Source organism: Streptomyces yaizuensis, assembly GCF_034961445.1.
Classification (GTDB): Bacteria; Actinomycetota; Actinomycetes; order Streptomycetales; family Streptomycetaceae; genus Streptomyces; species Streptomyces yaizuensis.
This window is the reverse complement of the sequence record NZ_BSBI01000007.1, coordinates 367,433-387,378: the sequence shown is the minus strand read 5'-3', so window position 1 is coordinate 387,378 and position 19,946 is coordinate 367,433. Positions and strand designations below refer to the sequence as shown.

18 protein-coding genes are annotated in these 19,946 nt (G+C 74.1%); 7 read left to right on the top strand and 11 right to left on the bottom strand.

The window, feature by feature from the left end; all coding sequences use genetic code 11:
• Window positions 1-27: 27 nt before the first annotated feature.
• The 4 genes from yczE to SYYSPA8_RS19365 all read left to right on the top strand — a co-directional run bounded on the left by yczE (window position 28) and on the right by SYYSPA8_RS19365 (window position 3,721).
• Window positions 28-885: a membrane protein YczE gene (yczE, locus tag SYYSPA8_RS19380; protein ID WP_323448471.1), complete on the top strand. Its 858-nt coding sequence runs from the start codon at window positions 28-30 to the stop codon at window positions 883-885.
• Complete coding sequence (locus tag SYYSPA8_RS19375; protein WP_323448470.1) at window positions 882-1,646, top strand: glycerophosphodiester phosphodiesterase family protein; 765 nt, start codon at window positions 882-884, stop codon at window positions 1,644-1,646. The genes yczE and SYYSPA8_RS19375 overlap by 4 nt, the downstream gene beginning before the upstream one ends.
• A 66-nt stretch (window positions 1,647-1,712) precedes the next feature.
• Window positions 1,713-3,080 (top strand): MFS transporter, encoded by a 1,368-nt coding sequence (locus SYYSPA8_RS19370; RefSeq protein WP_323448469.1) that lies wholly within the window; start codon window positions 1,713-1,715, stop codon window positions 3,078-3,080.
• A gap of 266 nt (window positions 3,081-3,346) precedes the next feature.
• Window positions 3,347-3,721, top strand: a complete 375-nt coding sequence (locus SYYSPA8_RS19365; protein ID WP_003959706.1) for an RNA polymerase-binding protein RbpA — start codon at window positions 3,347-3,349, stop codon at window positions 3,719-3,721.
• 437 nt (window positions 3,722-4,158) lie between these two features.
• Here the strand turns inward: SYYSPA8_RS19365 and fxsA are convergent, their stop codons facing one another.
• The 4 genes from fxsA to SYYSPA8_RS19345 form a co-directional block, all read right to left on the bottom strand.
• On the bottom strand, window positions 4,159-4,755 hold the full coding sequence (gene fxsA / locus SYYSPA8_RS19360; protein WP_323448468.1) for an FxsA family membrane protein: 597 nt from the start codon (window positions 4,753-4,755) through the stop codon (window positions 4,159-4,161).
• A gap of 35 nt (window positions 4,756-4,790) precedes the next feature.
• Window positions 4,791-5,579: a polyprenol monophosphomannose synthase gene (locus SYYSPA8_RS19355; RefSeq protein WP_323448467.1), complete on the bottom strand. Its 789-nt coding sequence runs from the start codon at window positions 5,577-5,579 to the stop codon at window positions 4,791-4,793.
• A gap of 593 nt (window positions 5,580-6,172) precedes the next feature.
• Entirely contained in the window at window positions 6,173-7,810 is a 1,638-nt protein-coding gene (locus tag SYYSPA8_RS19350) for an amidohydrolase (RefSeq protein ID WP_323448466.1), read from the bottom strand.
• A gap of 42 nt (window positions 7,811-7,852) precedes the next feature.
• Window positions 7,853-8,293 carry an Lrp/AsnC family transcriptional regulator gene (locus SYYSPA8_RS19345; protein ID WP_323448465.1) on the bottom strand — a complete coding sequence of 147 codons (441 nt, stop codon included), beginning with the start codon at window positions 8,291-8,293 and terminating at the stop codon, window positions 7,853-7,855.
• 203 nt (window positions 8,294-8,496) lie between these two features.
• On the opposite strand from SYYSPA8_RS19345, the gene SYYSPA8_RS19340 reads away from it, so the two are divergent.
• Complete coding sequence (locus tag SYYSPA8_RS19340) at window positions 8,497-8,895, top strand: hypothetical protein (protein ID WP_323448464.1); 399 nt, start codon at window positions 8,497-8,499, stop codon at window positions 8,893-8,895.
• A 370-nt stretch (window positions 8,896-9,265) separates the two neighbouring features.
• On the opposite strand, the gene SYYSPA8_RS19335 is transcribed toward SYYSPA8_RS19340, so the two are convergent.
• The 4 genes from SYYSPA8_RS19335 to SYYSPA8_RS19320 all read right to left on the bottom strand — a co-directional run bounded on the left by SYYSPA8_RS19335 (window position 9,266) and on the right by SYYSPA8_RS19320 (window position 13,305).
• On the bottom strand, window positions 9,266-10,438 hold the full coding sequence (locus SYYSPA8_RS19335) for an acyl-CoA dehydrogenase family protein (RefSeq protein WP_323448463.1): 1,173 nt from the start codon (window positions 10,436-10,438) through the stop codon (window positions 9,266-9,268).
• 388 nt (window positions 10,439-10,826) lie between these two features.
• Window positions 10,827-11,525, bottom strand: a complete 699-nt coding sequence (locus SYYSPA8_RS19330) for a TetR/AcrR family transcriptional regulator (RefSeq protein WP_407706030.1) — start codon at window positions 11,523-11,525, stop codon at window positions 10,827-10,829.
• 104 nt (window positions 11,526-11,629) lie between these two features.
• Window positions 11,630-11,779, bottom strand: coding sequence for an SCO1431 family membrane protein (locus tag SYYSPA8_RS19325; protein WP_323448462.1), 150 nt, complete (start codon window positions 11,777-11,779; stop codon window positions 11,630-11,632).
• A 173-nt stretch (window positions 11,780-11,952) separates the two neighbouring features.
• Window positions 11,953-13,305, bottom strand: a complete 1,353-nt coding sequence (locus SYYSPA8_RS19320; protein ID WP_323448461.1) for a peptidase C39 family protein — start codon at window positions 13,303-13,305, stop codon at window positions 11,953-11,955.
• 371 nt (window positions 13,306-13,676) lie between these two features.
• On the opposite strand from SYYSPA8_RS19320, the gene SYYSPA8_RS19315 reads away from it, so the two are divergent.
• Both SYYSPA8_RS19315 and SYYSPA8_RS19310 read left to right on the top strand, forming a co-directional pair.
• On the top strand, window positions 13,677-14,312 hold the full coding sequence (locus tag SYYSPA8_RS19315) for a hypothetical protein (protein WP_323448460.1): 636 nt from the start codon (window positions 13,677-13,679) through the stop codon (window positions 14,310-14,312).
• Window positions 14,313-14,740: 428 nt separating this feature from the next.
• Window positions 14,741-16,678 carry an AAA family ATPase gene (locus tag SYYSPA8_RS19310; protein WP_323448459.1) on the top strand — a complete coding sequence of 646 codons (1,938 nt, stop codon included), beginning with the start codon at window positions 14,741-14,743 and terminating at the stop codon, window positions 16,676-16,678.
• A 47-nt stretch (window positions 16,679-16,725) separates the two neighbouring features.
• On the opposite strand, the gene SYYSPA8_RS19305 is transcribed toward SYYSPA8_RS19310, so the two are convergent.
• The 3 genes from SYYSPA8_RS19305 to SYYSPA8_RS19295 all read right to left on the bottom strand — a co-directional run bounded on the left by SYYSPA8_RS19305 (window position 16,726) and on the right by SYYSPA8_RS19295 (window position 19,945).
• Window positions 16,726-17,814 (bottom strand): hemolysin family protein, encoded by a 1,089-nt coding sequence (locus SYYSPA8_RS19305; RefSeq protein ID WP_323448458.1) that lies wholly within the window; start codon window positions 17,812-17,814, stop codon window positions 16,726-16,728.
• On the bottom strand, window positions 17,811-19,217 hold the full coding sequence (locus tag SYYSPA8_RS19300; RefSeq protein ID WP_323448457.1) for a hemolysin family protein: 1,407 nt from the start codon (window positions 19,215-19,217) through the stop codon (window positions 17,811-17,813). The genes SYYSPA8_RS19305 and SYYSPA8_RS19300 overlap by 4 nt, the downstream gene beginning before the upstream one ends.
• A gap of 263 nt (window positions 19,218-19,480) precedes the next feature.
• Window positions 19,481-19,945: a PH domain-containing protein gene (locus tag SYYSPA8_RS19295; RefSeq protein ID WP_323448456.1), complete on the bottom strand. Its 465-nt coding sequence runs from the start codon at window positions 19,943-19,945 to the stop codon at window positions 19,481-19,483.
• Window position 19,946: the final 1 nt, after the last annotated feature.

Sequence of the window (19,946 nt, the reverse complement as noted above, 5' to 3'; positions counted from 1 at the left end):
CCAGAGCCGCCAGAGGGAGCCACCTCGATGTCCACAGGATCCGCAGCCCCGATCCCGCCCGTCACTCCCGGCCCGGCGGGAGCCGCGCCGGCTGGCTCCACGGCGGCGGCCGGTGGAGCCGACCCCCGGGACCCGGCCCGCCGCGTCCCCCGGAGGCTGCCCCGCCGGCTGTTCCAGCTCTACGCGGGTCTCGTCCTCTACGGCGCCAGCTCCGCCCTGCTGGTGCGCGCCGGGCTCGGCCTGGAGCCGTGGAACGTGCTCCACCAGGGCCTGTCCGAGCTGACCGGGCTCTCCATCGGCACCATGGCGATCCTGGTCGGCGCGGCGGTGCTGCTGCTCTGGATCCCGATCCGGCAGCGCCCGGGACTGGGCACGGTCTCCAATGTGGTCGTCATCGGTCTGGCGATGGACGCCTCGCTGCTGCTGCTCCCGGAGCTGACCGGTCTGGGGGTGCGGATCCCGGCGCTGGTCGCGGGTGTCGTGCTCAACGGGATCGCCACCGGCCTCTACATCGCCGCGCGCTTCGGCCCCGGCCCCCGCGACGGGCTGATGACCGGGCTGCACCGGCTCACGGGCCGCTCGATCCGGCTGGTCCGCACCGGTCTGGAGGTGGTCGTGGTGGCCACCGGCTTCGCCCTCGGCGGCTCGGTCGGCATCGGGACGGTCCTGTACGCGCTGGCCATCGGCCCGCTGGCGCAGCTCGCCCTGCGGCTCTTCGCCGTACCGGCCGACAGCGACACCGCCAACAACGTCACCGCCGACAGCGACAACAGCAGCACGGGCACCGAAGGCGGCAGCAGGGTCGTGGCCTCGGCCACCACGTCGGCGACTACCCCGGACGAGGAGGCACCCGCCGTACCCGGAGGGGCGATACTGCGGCGGTGACCCGTGCGCCCCATCCCTTCCTCGACCACCCCGCGCCGCTCGCGTTCGCCCATCGCGGCGGCGCGGCGGACGGCATCGAGAACACGGCCGCGGCCTTCCGCCGCGCCGCTCTCCTCGGCTACCGCTACTTCGAGACCGATGTGCACACCACGGCGGACGGCGCCCTGGTGGCCTTCCACGACACCACGCTGGACCGGGTCACCGACGCGCGCGGACCCGTCGCGCGGCTGCCGTGGCGCGAGGTGCGGCGGGCGCGGATCGGCGGCCGGGAACCGCTGCCGCTCTTCGCTGATCTGTTGGAGGAGTTCCCCACGGCCCGCTGGAACGTCGATGTGAAGAGCGACGCGGCGGTGGCCCCCCTGGTGGAGCTGGTGCGCCGGACCGGCGCGTGGGACCGGGTCTGCGTCGGCTCGTTCGCGGAGCCCCGGGTGGCACGGGCCGCCCGGCTCGCGGGCCCGCGCCTGGCGACCTCGTACGGGGTACGGGGGGTCCTGGGCCTGCGGCTGCGTTCCCTCGGGCTCCCGGCGGCGGCCCGGGCGGGCGCCGTCTGCGCCCAGGTGCCCGAGCGCTTCGGCGGTGTGCGCGTGGTGGACCGGCGCTTCCTGCGGGAGGCCCACGCGCGGGGGCTCCAGGTCCACGTCTGGACGGTGAACGACCCCGAGCGGATGCGCGCGCTCCTCGACCTGGGCGCTGATGGCATCATGACCGATCATCTGGAGACGCTGCGCGCGGTGCTGACCGAGCGGGGGGCCTGGGTCTGATCCGCGACCGCGGCCGGCCCGCCGTCCGCGGGCGGGCCCGCGCCGGGCTGGGGGGGGGAGGCTCGGATGACCGCCGATGCCGCGGGCGACATCACGACGACCGGGCCGGACGGCGACCGTGAGCGTGTCCGCGAACAACGCGGCTGGTACTTCTACGACTTCGCCTGCTCCGTCTACTCGACCAGCGTCGTCACCGTCTTCCTGGGGCCCTATCTGACCTCGGTGGCCAGGGCGGCGGCGGACGCGGACGGCTATGTGCACCCGCTGGGGATCCCGGTGCGGGCGGGTTCCCTCTTCGCGTACGCGGTGTCGGCATCGGTGGTGCTGGCGGTGCTGCTGATGCCGCTGGCGGGGGCCTGGGCCGACCGGACCGGCCGGAAGAAGCCGCTGCTGGCCGCCGCCGCGTACACCGGGGCGGCGGCGACGGCGGGCATGTTCCTCGTCGGCGGCGACCGCTATCTGCTCGGCGCCGGGCTGCTGATCGTGGCGAACGCCTCGCTCGCGGTGTCGATGGTGGTCTACAACGCCTATCTGCCGGAGATCGCCGGCCCGGCGGAGCGGGACAGGGTCTCCTCGCGGGGCTGGGCCTTCGGCTACTCGTCGGGCGCGCTGGTGCTCGTGGCCGATCTGGTGCTCTACAGCGGACACGCGCGCTTCGGGCTCTCCGAGTCGGAGGCGGTACGGATCTGTCTGGCCTCGGCGGGGCTGTGGTGGGGCGCGTTCACGGTGATCCCGCTGCGGCGGCTGCGGGACCGGGCGGCCGGCCCCGCCCGGGCAGGTGCCCCGCGGGGCGCCGGGGGGCTGCGGCAGCTCGCGGCGACCCTCCGCGACATGCGCCGGCACCCGCTGACCCTCTCCTTCCTGCTGGCCTACCTCTTCTACAACGACGGCGTCCAGACCGTGATCTCCCAGGCGTCGATCTACGGCTCCGAGGAACTGGACCTCGACCAGACCACGCTGATCACGGCGGTGCTGCTGGTGCAGCTGCTGGCGGTGGCGGGGGCGCTGCTGATGGCCAGGCTGGCCCGGACGCACGGCGCGAAACGGACCATCCTCGGCTCGCTGGTGGTGTGGATCGTGATCCTGGTGACCGGGTTCTTCCTGCCGGCCGCCTCCCCGGGGTGGTTCTACGCGCTGGCGGCGGCGATCGGCCTGGTGCTGGGCGGCAGCCAGGCGCTCTCCCGGTCCCTCTTCTCCCATCTGGTGCCGCGCGGCAAGGAGGCCGAATATTTCGCGGCGTACGAGCTGAGCGACCGGGGGCTGAGCTGGCTGGGGCCGCTCTTCTTCGGCCTCGCCTACCAGCTCACCGGAAGTTATCGCGACGCGATCGTCTCCCTGGTGATCTTCTTCGGGGTGGGATTCGTCCTGCTCGCGCGGGTGCCCGTACGGCGTGCGGTGGCCGCTGCGGGCAATCCCGTTCCGGACCGGATTTAGACGGTGCAGCGAAAGGCCGGTAGTGTACGCGTTTGGCCTGCCAGGCGGACCGTTACTGCGCACAGGGACAAGTGGAATCCGTGGGTGACACTTTCTGTCAGATGTGACAAACCGGGCACTGGTGGGTACCCCAACCTTGGGAAAGCAGCGGCACGACGGGCGACGCATGACCCGGAACGGGAATCTTTACGGCCGACCGGACGTTGACCGGATGACGACGACAGCGACACCTGTCCTGTGGGCGACAAGCCCGGGAGGCACGATTCATGAGTGAGCGAGCTCTCCGCGGCACGCGCCTCGTGGTTACCAGCTACGAGACGGACCGCGGCATCGATCTGGCCCCGCGCCAGGCGGTGGAGTACGCATGCCAGAACGGACATCGTTTTGAGATGCCGTTCTCGGTCGAGGCGGAAATTCCGCCGGAGTGGGAGTGCAAGGCGTGTGGCGCCCAGGCACTCCTGGTGGACGGGGACGGCCCCGAGGAGAAGAAGGGCAAGCCCGCGCGCACGCACTGGGACATGCTCATGGAGCGGCGTACCCGCGAAGAGCTGGAGGAGGTGCTGGCCGAGAGGCTGGCGGTCCTGCGCTCCGGCGCCATGAACATCGCCGTGCATCCGCGGGACAGCAGGAAATCGGCCTAGGGTCTTTCGTCTGGATCAGGCTGGGCGAGGGAGCGGGGTCTGGTGCCGTGCATCGCAAGGCGGAGGATTGAGCCACTGCGGAGCATTGGCGATTGACGACAACGCAGCGAGGTGCGGTGCCAGGGCACGCGAGCCCCAGCAAGATCCAGACGAGAGGCCCTTAGCGGCACGAGGTCCCGGGCGCGCGTACAGCGACGTACCGCGACATACGGCAATCAGAGCCGCGGGCCGGTCCGCACCTTGTGTGCGGACCGGCCCGCGGCTCTGTGCGTGTAGACACCATCCGTCATGGACACCATCCGTGACGTGCGTCCGTCGCGTGCATCCGTCGCGTACCGGCCACCGGTACGACAGGGGAACGTACGACAGGGGAACGACAACGGGCGGCGTACACGGGACCCACGCAGGGGCCCGCCGGTACGCCGCCCGGTGGTGGTTCAGGGGGTGAGCGGGGGCCGCGGGCCCTCGTCCGGGGCGGAGCCGCCGCCGGAGGCGCCCGCAGGGCCGTCCTGGCGGATCACCTCGCCCGGGACGACCTTCCCGTCCGGCCGGTGGATGCGGGCCTGCTGGAAGGCGTCCTGGAGGCCGCCGGGGGCCGCCTGGCGCATCCGGCGCTCCAGGGAGCGCTCCGCCCGGCGCTTCACCAGCGCGCGCACCGGGGGCAGCAGCAGGAGCAGCCCGACGGCGTCGGAGATCAGTCCCGGCAGCATCAGCAGCAGCCCGGCGAGCATGAGGAAGCCGTTACCGCCGCCGGCGCGCTCCCCGGCGGCCGGGGGCTGCCCGGCCTGGGCGCGCTGGAGGGTCTCGGTGAGGTTGGCGAAGGCCCGGCGCCCGGCCCGCTTGATCACGGCGCCGCCCACGACGGCGCCGCCGACCAGCAGGGCCAGCACGGCCAGTCCCCCCGCCGCCCCCGCGACCAGGGTCAGCAGCCAGATCTCCAGGACCAGCCAGGCGGCGACGCCGAGCGGGAGCAGTCTGCGGGCGCGCGAGCGCCGGGGGCCGGGGGCGGTCGGGGGCATGGCACCGGTCGTCATGCTCCCAGTGTGCCTGGACGTCCGTACGGACGCCGTCAGGGGGTCTGGCGGCCCCGGAGCCGGTTGGCGCGATCCGTGACGCCCCAGCCGGCCACCCGCCACAGCGCCTCGACGGCGATGTCGCGGTTCATCTTGGAGTCGCCGTGCTCGCGCTCGACGAAGGTGATCGGGACCTCGACCACGTGATATCCGGCGGCGACGGCCCGGCGGGCGAGGTCGACCTGGAAGCAGTAGCCCTGGGAGGTGACCCGGTCGAGCCCCAGACCGCGCAGGGTCTCGGCGCGGAAGGCCCGGAATCCGCCGGTGACGTCGCGGATGGAGAGCCCGAGGAAGAGCCGGGAGTAGGTGCTGCCGCCGCGGGAGAGGATCTCGCGGGACTTGGGCCAGTTGACCACCCGGCCGCCGGGCACCCAGCGGGAGCCGAGCACCAGGTCGGCGTTCTTCAGCGCGGTCAGCAGCCGGGGCAGCTCCTCCGGCTGGTGGGAGCCGTCGGCGTCCATCTCGATCAGTACGCCGTAGTCGCGCTCCATGCCCCAGGCGAAGCCCGCGAGGTAGGCGGCGCCCAGCCCCTCCTTGCCCTTGCGGTGCAGCACGTGCACCTGGGGGTCGCCGGCGGACAGCTCATCGGCGATCTTGCCGGTGCCGTCGGGGCTGTTGTCGTCGGCGACCAGGATGTCCGCCTCGGGCACCGAGGTACGCACCCGGGCGACGATCGCCTCGATGTTCTCGGCCTCGTTGTAGGTCGGGATGATCACCAAGGATCTGCCGAGCGGCCCGTACCGCTTCCCCTGGGCTGCTTCGCTGTCCCTGGCGACGTCGTTCACTGCTGGCCCCTTTGATGTCCGTACTCAGGGTCCACCTTAGCGATCGTCGGGGGCATGACCACGTCGGCACGGGTACGGGGCCGCGCGGACGGGCCCCGGCCGGGGCTCCCGCGCACCGGCCGGTGCTGGCGCGGGCGGGGCGGGGGCCGCCCCGGGGCAGCGGGCGGACAGGGAGCGCGGAGGGGTCCGGCCTCCTTCGGGCCGACCTGGAACCCGCTGGCTGCGGGTCGACCGAGAGCCGTTGTCTGTTGAACGCCGGACCCCGTCCGGGTCGCACCTGCCGTCCGGCAAAAACCTTCCCTCGCCCCCGGCTCGCGGTCGCTGGGCCTGGCTCCCAGTGGCCGTGCCCCGGTGCGGCGCACAGCCCCATGGCCCAGCGGCGTTCGACGGGGGCGCGGAGGTCTGCCGGTCGGACGTCCTGTGGTGGACGCGGCCGAACCTACCGGCCACCGGGCGCTCCATGTCAACAGTCGTGCGATCTGCGCGGTTTGCCCAATTCAGCCGGTTCTCCGGAGAAGATCCGCAGGTCGCGGCCGACCGCTCCCGGAGGCAGCCCGCGACACGAAAGGTCCGTACGTCACTCGTTCGGCCGCTCACATGCGGTTTGTCCAGATGGTCCGTCCGGCGACCACCGTCCGCAGACAGACCGGCAGTTCGGCCCCCGGGGTGAGGTCGGGCAGTCCCGGGGTGCCCGAGCGCGGGTCCGTCGACCAGCGGGCGACCCGGTCGTCGGGCGCCTGCACGATCAGCTCACCGGTGCGCCACACGGCGTAGTCGGCGGGGGCCCCGGGCACCAGGGTCCCTGCGTCGTCCCGGCCGGTGGCCCGCCAGCCGCCCCGGGTGTGCGCGGTGAAGGCCGCCCGGACGGAGATCCGGTGCTCGGGGGTGCGGTGGAAGGCGGCGGCCCGGACGGTGCCCCAGGGGTCCAGCGGGGTCACCGGGGCGTCGGAGCCCAGCGCGAGCGGCACCCCGGCCCGGAGCAGGGCCGCGTACGGGTTGAGGGTACGGGCCCGCGCCACGCCCAGGCGCTCGGCGTACATGCCGTCCTCGCCGCCCCAGTACGCGTCGAAGGCGGGCTGCACGGAGGCGGTGAGGCCCAGCTCGGCGAAGGCGGCGATATGCGCGCCGGTCAGCATCTCGGCGTGCTCGACCCGGTGCCGGGCGGCGCGCACCCGGTCCAGGCCGACGGCTTCGGCGGCCGCCCGCATCCCCTCGACCACGGCGCTGACGGCGGCGTCGCCGATGGCGTGGAAGCCCGCCTGGAGCCCGGCCCGGGTGCAGGCGGTGACATGGGCGGCGATGGTCCGCGCGTCGATGTGGGAGACGCCCGTGTGGTCGGCGTCGGCGTACGGCTGGTGCAGACAGGCGGTGTGCGAGCCGAGGGAGCCGTCCACGAAGAGGTCGCCGGCCGCGCCCACGGCCCCCAGCTCGCGGATCCGGTCGGCGCCCTTCGCGTCCGTGATCGCCTCGGCCCAGTAGCCGACGACCCGGGGGCCCTCGCCGGCCGCGGCGAGCGCCAGCAGGCCGGTGAGGTCGTCCTCGCCGGAGATCTCGGGTCCCGCGCACTCGTGGACGGTGCCGATGCCCAGCGAGGCGGCCCGCTCCAGGGCGGCCCGCTGGGCGGCCGCACGCTGGGCCGGGGTCACGGCGGCGTGGGCGGCGGCCCGGACGGCGTGGTGGGCGGCGTCGGTGAGCGGCCCCTCGGGGTGGTAGCCGGTCATGCCCCTGACCTGCGGAACCAGGTCGAGCAGGGCGGTGGTGACGACCGCCGAGTGGACATCGATCCGGGTGAGGTAGAGCGGCCGGCCGCCGGTGGCCTCGTCCAGCTCGGCCCGGGTGGGGTGGCGCCGCTCCGGCCAGCGGGCGGCGTCCCAGCCATGGCCGAGAAGCACCCGGTCCGCCGGGTGGGCGGCGCTGTGCTCCCGTACCCGGCGCAGGGCCTCGGCGAGACTCCCGGCACCGGACAGCTCCAGTCCGGTCAGGGCCAGCCCGGTGGCCGTGGTGTGCACATGCGCGTCCGTGAACGCCGGGGTCACCAGCGCTCCGTCGAGGTCGACGACCTCGTCCACACCGGCGGCGAAGGCGTCGGCCGCGCCCTCGGAGCCGACCCAGGCGACGTGGCCCCGTTCGACCACCATCGCGGTGGCGAAGGGGTCGGCGGGACTGTGGACTTCTCCGCCGCGCAGCAGCGTGGTGCGGTGCTCGCCGGCGGGGGCGGTGCTCTCGGTCATGACACCACCCTAGGTTGCGCCGCCGCGGCCCTCGGCAGTGGCTCAGATGCGCGGCGGGCGGGCCTCGTAGGGGGTGGACAGGACGACCGTCGTACGGGAGGAGACGCCGGCCAGCGAACGGATCCGGCTGAGCAGGTGCTCCAGCTCCAGCGGGGTGGCGACGCGCACCTTGAGGATGTAGTTCTCGTCCCCGGCGACGCTGTGGCACGCCTCGATCTCGGGGACTCCGGCGAGACGTTCGGCGATGTCGTCGGGGGCGCTCGGGTCGAAGGGCTTCACCGAGATGAAGGCCGTGAGCGGCAGCCCCACCGCCTCGGGGTCGACGACCGCCGCGTAGCCGCGGATGACGCCGCGCTGCTCCAGCCGGCGGACCCGCTGGTGCACCGCCGACGTGGACAGGCCGGTGGCCTTGCCCAGGTCGGTGTAGCTCATGCGGCCGTCCCTGACGAGCAATTCAACGATCTGACGATCCAGGTCCTCCATGTGGATCAACTTAAGGGCCCGGGTGGCATCCGGCACAGCGGGAGGGACCGCACCGGGGCCCACCGGACGGAACATGTGACGAACGCCACAGAAGTGACGGGCCCTGACCCGTAACCCGACGGTTACCCGCCGATCGCGATGGGAAGTGCTTGGTGTGGTCGAGGCCACACGAGCCTGGTTGGCCCACCCGAGGGGGAGAACCCATGCAGAATGTCAGGAATATCCGTACCGCATCGGAGCCTCTTGATCCGGCCGATCAGGCTGATCAGATCGAGATCGAGGAGCTGGACGCGTACGACACCTTCGAGATGTACCGCGTCGTCTGCCCCGATTGCAGCCAGCCCATCGCGCTGCTCGCGGACGAGGACGTCCTCCCGGAGCACGCGCTGTGCCCCACCCCGTGGAATCCGTTCGGGCTGACCGTGTGCACGGGGACCGGCCGCCCGGCGGGGCAGGCCCGCCCGGCCGACGAGGGGGAGGGCCCGCAGGAGCAGGAGATGGGGCTGCTGCTGACGCTGCCTCAGGGGCTCGACTGGCGGATGCAGCCGTTCTCGCACGTCGGCGGCCCGGGGTCGCAGCCACTGCGCAAGCGCGCGGCCTGAGCCGCCCCGGCGGCGGACACCCCGACGAAATGCCCCGGCCCCGTGCGGAGCCGGGGCGTCCGCCTGTGGTCCGCAGTCCGGTCCTCTCCGGCGGCGCCCGGGCGACCACGGGCGGGGCGGTCCCGGCAAGACACGGGCGGGCGGACACACGGATGACGCGCATGACCCCGGCGGGCACGCCCACCGGAGACACCCGGTCCGGCGGGACCACACGGGACGGGACGGCGGCCGTCGGCACCGTACGAGCGGGGCAGGCCTGCGACGCAGGGACGAGCAGGACGGGCGGGGCGGGGCGCGCGGGCGGCGGTCCGCTTCCCGGGCCCGCGGGCGGACCCGGTTACGGCACCGCCCCGGCCTCGGTGGCTCCCGCTCAGCGGGTCTCGGGCCCCAGCAGCCGGCGGGCGACGACCATCCGCTGGATCTGGTTGGTGCCCTCCACGATCTGGAGCGCCTTGGCCTCCCGCATCAGCCGCTCGACCGGGAAGTCGGCGGTGTAGCCGTAGCCGCCGAGCACCTGGACCGCGTCGGTGGTGACCGCCATCGCCGCGTCGGTGCAGAAGAGCTTGGCCATGGCGGCCTGCTGGGAGAACGGGAGCCCCCGGTCCCGCCGCCGGGCGGCGGCCAGCACGAGCGCGCGGCCCGCCTCGACCCGGGTCGCCATGTCGGCGATCATGAACCGCAGCCCCTGGAAGTCGGCGATGGCCCGCCCGAACTGGCGGCGCCCGGTCGCGTACGCGACGGCCTCGTCCAGGGCCGCCTGCGCGATGCCGACGGCGCACGCGGCGATGCCCAGCCGGCCGGAGTCCAGCGCGGAGAGGGCGATCGCGAAGCCCTGCCCCTCCTCGCCGAGGCGGCGCGCGTCGGGCACCCGTACCCCGTCGAAGTGGAGCTGGGCGGTGGGCGAGCCCTTCATGCCCATCTTCCGCTCGGGGGCCGCCGCCGTCAGTCCGGGCGCGTCGCCGGGGACCAGGAAGGCGGTGACGCCCCGGGGCCCCTCGCCGCCGGTGCGGGCGAGCACCGTGCAGAAGTCGGCGATCCCGCCGTGGGTGATCCACGCCTTGGTGCCGTCGATCACCCAGTCGTCGCCGTCGCGGACGGCCCGGGTACGCAGCGAGGCGGCGTCGGAGCCGGAGGAGGGCTCGGAGAGGCAGTAGGCGCCGAGGAGTCCGCCGCCCAGCATGGCGGGCAGCCATGCGGCCCGCTGCTCCTTGGTGCCGTAGCCGGCCAGGGCGTGGCAGGCGAGGGTGTGGACGCTGACCCCGAGGCCCACCGTCAGCCGGGCGGCGGCCAGTTCCTCCAGGACCTGGAGGTAGACCTCGTACGGCTGGTCGCCGCCGCCGTACTCGGTGGGGTAGGGCAGCGCGAGCAGCCCGGACTCGGACAGCAGCCGGAAGACGTCGCGGGGGAAGTGGCCCGCCTCCTCCTCGGCCGCGGCACCGGGGGCGATCTCACGCTGGGCGATCTCCCGCACCAGCGCGAGGAGTTCCCGGGATTCCTCGGTGGGCAGTTCCCGGTCCACCGGCTGCGAAACGCGGTCGGACATTGCGGCGCTCTCCTCCCTGTCGGGCTGTGGGCGTCGCGCGCGAAGGGTCGGGGCGCGTTCCGCCGTGCTTTCCGCCGTACCGCTCGCCGTCCTCCGGATCGCGGTGGGACGGATGTGCGGCGGTGGCGCGTCGAGTATGCCCGATCAACAGACCTTCGTCACGGGTCAGGTGGGGAAATCGGTTATTCGTACCCGCCGTACGGCCGATTCGCCCGTCCGGCGGGAGGGCGGCGGGGCGCGGCGCCGGAGAAACCGGGAAGGGCGTCCCGGGAAATCCGGGGCGCCTTCCCCCACGGCCCGCGACCGGCCCGACAATTGGTCCAGACCTGTAAAACGCATACGGCTACGGCTACGGGTACGGGCACAGGTACGGGGGTGCCGCGCGGGGCTATCCGGCGGGGGCGGGGTCCGCCGACAGCGGCGGAGCGAGGAGTTCCGGGGAGAGCGGAGGGCAGCCGGGATCGCACTCCCCCGCCGTCGCGAGGGTCGCCCCCAGCAGCCGCGTCAGCAGCTCGGCGACGCGCTCCCGGCCCGGTTCCCCCTGATGGCCGAGCCAGTCCAGGGCGATCTGCTCGACCGAGCCGAGCCAGCCGACCAGGGCGAGCCGGGTGGTCGCGGGGATCTCCCGGGAGCCGTAGGCGCCTTCGGCGATCGCGCCCGCCAACTCCTCGCGGACGGCGGCCCGGACGGACTGCACCTCGGTGTCGAAACCGACCCCTCCGCTGGTGATGGTCCGGAATGCGGCCTCATTGTTCTGCGCGTACCGCAGATATCCGTCGACGGTACGCAGGACCCGCTCGGCGCCCGGCAGTTCGGGGCGGGCGGCGGCCAGGGAGAGCAGCTCCGCCGCCGAATCCTCGACAATGGCGAGGTAATAGCCGCGCTTACTGGCGAAGTAGTAGTAGATGAGCCCTTTCGCGACACCCGCCTGCCGGGCGATGTCGTCCATCGACAGCGCGTCGTAGGAGGTGTGGGCGAACAACTTCCGGCCGATCGAGAGAAGTTCGGCACGGCGGCCTTGGGGTGCCCCGTTCGCGTCGCAATCCCGGGGCGCCCCGTTCGCGTTGTTCCGCTCGTCCTTGCGCAATGCAGACCCTTGTTTCGGGGGGACACAGGAAATCCGCAGTATGGCAGAGTCCGGGGCCGCCACAGGGCCCGTCCCAGCGGCCGGGACCGAGGGGCGGAACGGGGTCAGAGCAGGCCGAGCCGGGTGACCAGCATGGCGATCACCACGACCAGCGCCCAGCCGGCGAGGTGCTCGACCAGCTCGGAGCGGCGGTCGTCGTCGGGCCCGCCCGTGCGGGTGCGGGTGGCGGCTGGGGGCAGTGCGGTGGTGGTCATGATCGCGCTCGTTCGTTCGGTCGGCTGGTGCGCGCCGCCGGGGCGGACGCACCGGTGACCCGACCACAGTGCCAGGAACCCGGCCCCGGGGGTAGAGAGCCAGGTCACTCCCCCGGGCCGGCCGCGTCCCCGGGCGCCCGGGGCGGCACGGGGACGCGCGGGCCGGCGGCGGCTCAGCGGATCCCGAGGCTCTTCAGGGCCCGGCGCTGGAGCGCGGTCGCCTCCTCGGGCCAGTACAGGTAACAGACCCCGCCGGTACCGGAGACGGTCCGCCCGTCGGCGGCGTACCGCTTGGTCCGCAGCCAGATGTTCTCCCACTCGCGGCGGCGGTAGACCCTGCGCACCGCCTCGTTCCCGGGCGCCGCAGGATCGCCCGCGATCACATCGCCGCCGGGTGTGAACCCGGTCACGGTCATCAGATGGCCCGCCGTCCCGTACCCCGCCCCGGTCAGCTCCTCCTCCCGGAAGGACTGCGAGGTGATCAGCGGGATCCCGGCCCGGACCAGCCGTTCCGCGTCGGTCAGCGAGCCGAGGCGGGTGACGACCGCGTTCATCCCGGGGTGGGTCGCGGCGTAGGCGGCGTTGAAGGCCCAGTTGCCGCAGCCCTCGTACTGGTGGTCGTAGGTGGCGCGGGCCGCGTGGCAGACCTGGGGGTCGCTGTAGCCGGGGTCGACCCAGGCGAGGTCCGCCGCCGACGGCCGGTGCCCCCAGTACTCGACGATCATCTGCGAGGAGGTGGGGCTGCACCACGCCTCACCGCCGTTGTCGTACTCCGGGTAGCGGCCGATGTGGACGTTCTGCGAGTACCGGGGCACGGTCAGCTCCCGGCCCGGTCCGAGGAGAGAGGGGACGGTGGCGGGGACCGTGAAGCGGTCGGGGATGTCGGAGGCCATGGCCCCGGCCCGCCGGACGACGGGGGTGAGCCGGGTCCCGGGCCTGCGGTGGAGGGTGAGCCGCAGCCGGTACGCGACCAGCCGGGTCCCGCCGGCCGGGTCGTCCACCGCGAGGGTGTCCGTCCAGACGCTCGCCCGGCCGTCGCCCTGGCCGTCCAGCGAGGCCCGCCGGATGTCGCCGTCGCCGGACGCCCAGCGGCCCATCACGAACCACGGGGTGCGGCCCCCGTCGGCGTAGTCGCCGCTCAGCTCCGCCTGGAGCCAGGTCCCGGGCGGGGTGGACGCGTTCCAGGAGGCGATGATCTCGGTCGCCGCCGTCCGGGTCCGGTGCACGGGCGAGGTCCAGGTGGCGTACTCCCACGCGGTGGTCCGGCCGGTGTGCGGGTCGGTGTACTCCGTCCGCCCCGCCGGGCGGCCGATCAGCAGTGCGGGGCGCGGGCCCGGCAGCGCCCGTACACCGTCCGCCGTGCCCCGGCGCCAGTCGCCGTACGAGGTCCAGAAGCGGTTGTCGACCAGCGGGTTCCGCGGGGGGCGGGCCGCGGGGCGGGCGCCTGCGGGGGCCGCCGTGAGGACACCGGCCCCCGCCACGGTCCCGATGGCGGCGGAGAGCACGGTTCTGCGCGTCGTGGGCATGGTTTCCCCTCGTCACCGGCGGTCGGCCGGCTCGGTCTCGGTCGTCACTGCTGCTCGTGACTGCTGGGTCGTGACTGTTGTTCGTGGCTGCTGATCGTGGCTGCTGATCGTGACGGGCCCCGGCAGGTCGGGGCGGTCCCGGTGGCGGTCGGTGACCGGGGCCGGTGACCGCGCACTGCGCCGGGAACGCCCGGGGTCGGCCGGGGTCCGCGCCCACACGCGTACCCACCGGCCCGCCCGTCCATCCCGTCGTGGCGCATCCGGCCGATGGGCCGTCACGCAAGCCGCCCCCATCACTCCCGTCACTCCCGCTACTCCCGCTACTCCCGCCGGCCCGGTGGCCCCTGCGGCCCGGTGCGTACGCTGGCCCGGTGGACGACCTCGACCGGCTGGCCCGGACCCTGCGCGCGCTGCCGCCCTCCTGCGGGCCGGTGCGGCTGATCGCCGTGGACGGGCACGCGGGCTCGGGCAAGAGCACCTTCGCCGCCCGGCTCGCGGCGGCCCTCGCCCCCGGCGGCGCGCCCGTCCTCCACCTGGACGACCTGGCCAGCCACGCGGAGCTGTTCGACTGGACCGGCCGGCTGCTCGCCCAGGTGGCCCGGCCGCTCTCCGGCGGCAGGACCGCGTACTACGCGCCGTACGACTGGGACGCGCGGCAGTTCAGCCCGCCCCGCGCCCTGGCCCCCGCGCCCGCCGTCGTCGTCGAGGGCGTCGGCGCGGGCCGGCGGGCCCTTCGGCCCCTGCTCGCGGCGCTGCTCTGGATGGAGCGGGACGCCGAGGACTCCTGGCGGCGGGGCCGGCGGCGGGACGGAGCCGCGCTGGACGCCTTCTGGGACGAGTGGACAGTGGCGGAGACGCGCCATTTCTCCGCCGATCCGTCGCGCCCTTTCGCCGACGCCCTGGTACGGGAGTGCCCCGAGGGATACCGGGTGACCGCCGGCCCGGGGACGGCCCCCGGCACCTCCGGCGACAACCGCAGGCGAGAGCCATTTCCTTACCCTCAGTGACCTTACTCCCCCCTCAAACCGACCAGTCGGAAATCTGCCGCAGGACTGCCCGAACTCTGCTTGACCGAGGGGGCGTAGCGGGATTACGTTCTCAATGTGCGGCTTTTGAGCTGCCACAGACACGAAGCCCCCGGTTGTTCCCCCGTGACCGGGGGCTTCGTTCTGCCTCCGGTCACGCCCCCCGTACCCCCGGGCCTCTCACCCTCGGTCACCACGACCCGGCCCGCGCCCCGGCACTCTTAGGCTGTCCGTGCCCGCGCGGGTACGATGCCCTTCTGTGGGGTCAATTCCCGCTTTCGGCACGGTGGTTCGGCACGGATCCGGGCGACCTGCCGCCCGGCGGCGGGACCCGGGAAGAGCATTCCCCCCGACGGACGCACGGCCGGACCGGCCGGACAGGGCGCAGGCGGCACTTGGTGGGGGACCTGATGGACATCGGCACACAGGGCGTGCCGGACCCGGCCGACCTGGCCTGGGTGCGCGCCGTGGACGCCTACACGATGGGGGCCTACCCCCAGGCGGAGGACGAGTTCCGCACCGCCGTACGGCTCGACCCCCAGATGGCCGACGGCTGGCTGGGCCTGCACGCGCTGCGGGTGGACACCACCGACGCGCTGCTGCGGATGTACCGGGCCCGGGACCGCTTCGGCGAGCAGCGCACCCGCCACCGCCGCACCCTCAACTCCTGGTACTGGCTGGGCTGGTGGGTCCAGCCGGTCCTGGAGACCCCGCGCGATCTGCTGCTCGCGCACGCCTCGCACTGGCTCGACGGCCGTCATGTGGCCGAGCTGGACCGGGCGCTGGCGCATCTGCCGCCGATCGACGCCGACCCCCAGGTGCGGTTCCTGCACGCCTGCCGGTCCTATCTCGTCAAGGACTGGGAGCAGTTGGTCCGGCACACGGAGCCCCTGGTCGACGATCCGCTGCTGGGGATCGAGGCCGGGCTCTTCGGCGGTATGGCCCGGGTGCGGCTGGAGATGTACGGGCAGGCGGAGCCCTTGTTGTCGGCGGCGCTGATGCGCTGCCGCAGTGAGCAGCCGCAGCGCAAGGAGCTGCGCTACTGGCTGGCGCGGGCGCACGAGGGAACCGGCCGCAGCGCGGCGGCGCTGCCGCTGTACCGGGCGGTGCACCGGATCGACCCGGCGTTCATGGACACCGCGGCCCGGCTCGCGGCGATCTCCGCGTACGACGGCATAGAGGGACTGGACGGCGTGGACGGCGCCGCCGGACTCGACGGGGTGGACGGCGGCGACGGGCCGGCGGGGCTCGCGGTCTCGCTGGCGGGCTTCGGCCAGGAGAGCGGCGAGGAGCGCGCCGACAGCGAGACCGCCGGCCCGGCGGAGGCCCGCTCAGGACCCGATCCGCAGTCGGTGCCGCCCGGTGCGGGCGCGCCGGGCCCGCTCGCCGGCCCGCCCCGGCGGCGGGCGCGGGTGTCCGGCGGGGGCGACCGCGCGCTCTTCCCGGCCGGCCCCACCGATCCGGCGCTGCTCGCGGACGCCCTGTCGTCCCTGGAGTCGATGGTGGGCCTGGATCCGGTGAAACGGCAGGTCAAGGCGTTGTCGGCGCAGTTGGAGATGGCCCGGTTGCGGGCGGGGCAGGGGCTGCCGGTGCAGCCGCCGAAACGCCACTTCGTCTTCTCGGGGCCGCCGGGCACGGGGAAGACCACCGTGGCGCGGATCCTGGGCCGGGTCTTCTACGCCCTGGGGCTGCTCGGCGGCGACCATCTGGTGGAGGCCCAGCGCTCGGACATGGTGGGCGAGTATCTGGGGCAGACCGCGGTGAAGGCCAATGAGCTGATCGACTCGGCGCTCGGCGGGGTGCTGTTCGTGGACGAGGCGTACTCCCTGGCCAACTCGGGCTACTCCAAGGGGGACGCGTACGGCGACGAGGCCCTTCAGGTGCTGCTGAAGCGCGCCGAGGACAACCGCGACCACCTGGTGGTCATCCTGGCCGGGCACCCGGAGGGCATGGACCGGCTGCTCGCCGCCAACCCCGGGCTGACGTCGCGCTTCACCACCCGGGTCGACTTCCCCTCGTACCGTCCGCTGGAGCTGACCGCGATCGGCGAGGTGCTGGCCGCGCAGAACGGGGACGGCTGGGACGAGGAGGCCGTCGAGGAGCTGCGGTCCATCAGCGGCCATGTGGTGGACCAGCGCTGGATCGACGAACTGGGCAACGGGCGGTTCCTGCGCACGCTGTACGAGAAGAGCTGCGCCTATCGCGATCTGCGGCTCTCCCAGTACCCGGGCACCCCGACCCGGGAGGATCTGGCGACACTGCGGCTGCCGGATCTGATGCAGGCGTACGGGGAGGTCCTGTCGGGCCGGGGTCCGCTGGAGCGCGGCCCGCAGGATCCCCCGCTCTGAAGGCTCCTTCGGAAGGTGGCGGGGTTCAGGAGGGGTTCGGGCGGGGTTCAGCTGACGAGGGCGATGTCCCCGGTGGTCCGGGCCGTGGGCGAGGCGAGGGCCCCGGCGGTGTGCGCCGGGTCGCGGACCTCTCCCACCAGGGTCTCCAGGACGTCCTCCAGCGCCACCAGCCCCAGCACCCGCCCGCCGGGGTCGGCGACCTGCGCGAGAGGGACGGCCGCGCGCCGCAGCACCGCGAGGGCTTCGTCCAGGGGCAGTTCGGCGGCGAGCGTGGTCATGGGCCGCCACGCCCGCTCGGGCACGGCCCGTTCCCGCTCGTCCAGGTCGAGCATGTCCTTGACGTGGAGATAGCCGAGGTAGGGGCCGGTGGCGTCGCCCCGGACCGGGAAGCGGGAGTAGCCGGTGCGTACGGTCAGCTCCTCGATCCGGCGGGGGGTGATGGAGGGGTCGACGGTCACCAGCGCGGAGCGGTCGATGAGGACTTCGCTGACCGGGCGGCTGCCGAGTGCCAGGGCGTCCGCCAGGCGCTCCTGCTGGTCGGGGCCGAGCAGCCCGGCCCGGCCCGCGTCCTCGACCAGCCGCCCCAGCTGGGCGCGGGTGAAGACGGCCTCGACCTCCTCGCGGGACTCGACCCCGCACAGCCGCAGCAGCGCCCGTGCGAGGGCGTCGAACGCGGCCGTCACCGGGTGGCAGAGCCGGGCGAAGGCGACCAGGCCGGGGCCGAGCCACAGGGCGGTGGCCTCCGGGGCGGCGAGGGCGAGGTTCTTGGGCACCATCTCCCCGACGACCAGGTGGAGCACGACCACGGCGGCGAGGGCCACCGCACAGCCGAGCGGGTGGATCAGCCCGGCGGGGGCGCCGGCCGCGTCCAGGAGGGGTGCCAGCAGCCGGGCGACGACGGGTTCGGCGACGGCCCCGAGGGTGAGCGAGCAGACGGTGATCCCGAACTGGGCGGCCGCCATCATCCGGGGCAGGTGCTCCACCCCGTACAGGACCCGGCGGGCGCGGGCCGAGCCCTGCGCGGCGAGCGGTTCGATCTGGCTGCGGCGGACGGAGACGAGGGCGAACTCGGCGCCGACGAAGAAGCCATTGGCGAGGACGAGCAGGGCGGCGAGGAGGAGTTGGAGGGCGCTCACCGGGCGGCCTCCGCTGCGGTGACGGCGGCGACCGCGCCGGAGAGGTCCCCGCAGGAGGTATCCGTACCGGAGATGCCCGTACCGGAGGTGGCGGCGCGGACCAGGCGGACCCGTTCGGCCCGGTAGCGCCCGACCCGCCGGACGGAGAGCCGCCAGCCGGGCACCTCGGCCCGGTCGCCGGGGGCGGGGACGCGGCCCAGCAGGTCGGCGACGAGCCCCGCGACCGTCTCGTAGGGGCCGTCGGGCAGGTCGAGCCCCATCCGGCGCAGGGTCAGGACCCGGCAGCTGCCGTCGGCCTCCCACACCGGGCGGCCGTCCTCCGGTGCCAGCGGGGCGAGTTCGCACTGGCCGTCGAAGCCGAACGCGGTGTCGTGCTCGTCGCGGACCTCGCCGACCAGCTCCTCCACGATGTCCTCCAGGGTGACGACCCCGGCCGTGCCCCCGTACTCGTCCACGACCACGGCGAGGGGCTGTTCGGCGCGCAGCCGCTCCAGCAGGCGTTCGACGGGCAGGGTGCGGGGGACGAGCAGCGGCGGGGCGGCGAAGACGGCGACGGGGGTACGGGGACGGTCGGCGGCGGGCACCGCCAGCGCGTCCTTGAGGTGGGCGATGCCGATGACGTCGTCGATGCCCTCCCGGTAGACGGGGAAACGGGAGAGCCCGGTGGCGCGGGTGAGGTTGAGGACATCGGCGGCGGTGGCGTCGGCGTGCAGGGCGACCGTGCGCACGCGGGGGGTCAGCACCTGCTGGGCCGTGAGCCGGCCGAGCGACAGCGTCCGCACGAAGAGGTCGGCCGTCCGCTGCTCCAGGGCGCCCGCGCGGGCCGAGTGGCGGGCGAGGGCGACCAGCTCCCCGGGGGTGCGGGCGGACTCCCGTACGTCGGCGGGCTCCACGCCGAAGAGCCGGACGGCCCGGTTGGCGGCCGCGTTGAGGAGGGTGATCAGGGGGCGGAAGGCGGCGGCGAACAGCCGCTGCGGGCCAGCGGTGAACCGGGCCACCTGGAGCGGCCGGGAGACGGCCCAGTTCTTGGGCACCAGTTCGCCGACGACCATCTGGACGGCGGCGGCGAGGAGTATCCCGGTGACGACCGCGATCCCGGGGACGGCCCCGGCGGGCACCCGGGCGGCGGTCAGCGGCCCGGCGAGCAGTCCGCCGAGCGCGGGCTGCGCGAGCATGCCGGTGGCCAGCGAGGTGAGGGTGATGCCGAGCTGGGTGCCCGACAGCTGGAAGGAGAGTTCGCGGAGGGCTTCGACGACCCGGCGGGCACGGCGGTCACCGGCGGCGGCGGCGCGTTCCGCGTCCGGCCGTTCCACGGTGACGAGTCCGAACTCGGCGGCGACGAAGAATCCGTTGGCGAGGATCAGGGCACAGGCCGCGCTGAGCGGCACCACGGCTGAGATCATGCGGCCGCCTCCCGGGAGGGGGCGGCGGGGGTACTGCCGGACGGTCCGTCCATGGCCGGAGGGTGTCACTCCCCTGGTCGCAGGTGTCCCCCGGGCCGTGCCTCGCCGCACACGGGGGCGCGGGGGCACCGGGAAGGGGACGGGGCGCGCTCGGCGCCACCGGCACCAGATTAAGCACCGGGGCCGCAGGGGGGCGGGGGAAGCGCCGGGGCTGTCCCCCGCCGTCCGTCCCACGGGCCCCGGCCGGGGCCCGTGGGCGGGGGCTACGACGCGACGCCGCCGTGCACCTCGACCAGGTCGCGCAGGGCGCGGGCGTCGCTGATGGCCTGCTCACGGGCGATTCCGGGCTGGATGCCGAGGACCGGGAGGCTGGTGCCGTCGCTGAGGTCGAGGAAGACCCAGGGATCGCCGGTGCGGAGATTGACCCGGAGGATCTCCGCCCATTCGAGACGCCGGACACGGGTGATGTTGACGACCGTGACCCCGCCGCCGTCGGCGACGACCTTGGGCCGGGCCAGCAGGAAGAGCACACCGAGGAAGAGGAACGCGGTGAAGACGAAGCTGATCCGCTCGCCGGGGTTGAGCCGGTTCAGGGTCAGCCCCGCGAAGGTGATCACGGCGAACATGATCGCGCCGGTGGTCAGCAGGACCACCCGGGTACGGGTGGGCCGGAAGGTGACCGGGAGGGTCGGCAGACCGGTGGCGGAGGCGGCGGGTGTGGTGCTCATG

Bases quoted from the DNA above. Each gene is read 5' to 3' on its own strand.
- yczE (WP_323448471.1), top strand. From the start codon at position 28: ATGTCCACAGGATCCGCAGCCCCGATCCCGCCCGTCACTCCCGGCCCG.
- SYYSPA8_RS19345 (WP_323448465.1), bottom strand. From the start codon at position 8,293: ATGGAGGACCTGGATCGTCAGATCGTTGAATTGCTCGTCAGGGACGGC.
- SYYSPA8_RS19335 (WP_323448463.1), bottom strand. From the start codon at position 10,438: ATGTCCGACCGCGTTTCGCAGCCGGTGGACCGGGAACTGCCCACCGAG.
- SYYSPA8_RS19350 (WP_323448466.1), bottom strand. From the start codon at position 7,810: ATGACCGAGAGCACCGCCCCCGCCGGCGAGCACCGCACCACGCTGCTG.
- SYYSPA8_RS19300 (WP_323448457.1), bottom strand. From the start codon at position 19,217: ATGATCTCAGCCGTGGTGCCGCTCAGCGCGGCCTGTGCCCTGATCCTC.
- fxsA (WP_323448468.1), bottom strand. From the start codon at position 4,755: ATGACGACCGGTGCCATGCCCCCGACCGCCCCCGGCCCCCGGCGCTCG.
- SYYSPA8_RS19310 (WP_323448459.1), top strand. From the start codon at position 14,741: ATGGACATCGGCACACAGGGCGTGCCGGACCCGGCCGACCTGGCCTGG.
- SYYSPA8_RS19340 (WP_323448464.1), top strand. From the start codon at position 8,497: ATGCAGAATGTCAGGAATATCCGTACCGCATCGGAGCCTCTTGATCCG.
- SYYSPA8_RS19370 (WP_323448469.1), top strand. From the start codon at position 1,713: ATGACCGCCGATGCCGCGGGCGACATCACGACGACCGGGCCGGACGGC.
- SYYSPA8_RS19365 (WP_003959706.1), top strand. From the start codon at position 3,347: ATGAGTGAGCGAGCTCTCCGCGGCACGCGCCTCGTGGTTACCAGCTAC.
- SYYSPA8_RS19320 (WP_323448461.1), bottom strand. From the start codon at position 13,305: ATGCCCACGACGCGCAGAACCGTGCTCTCCGCCGCCATCGGGACCGTG.
- SYYSPA8_RS19325 (WP_323448462.1), bottom strand. From the start codon at position 11,779: ATGACCACCACCGCACTGCCCCCAGCCGCCACCCGCACCCGCACGGGC.
- SYYSPA8_RS19295 (WP_323448456.1), bottom strand. From the start codon at position 19,945: ATGAGCACCACACCCGCCGCCTCCGCCACCGGTCTGCCGACCCTCCCG.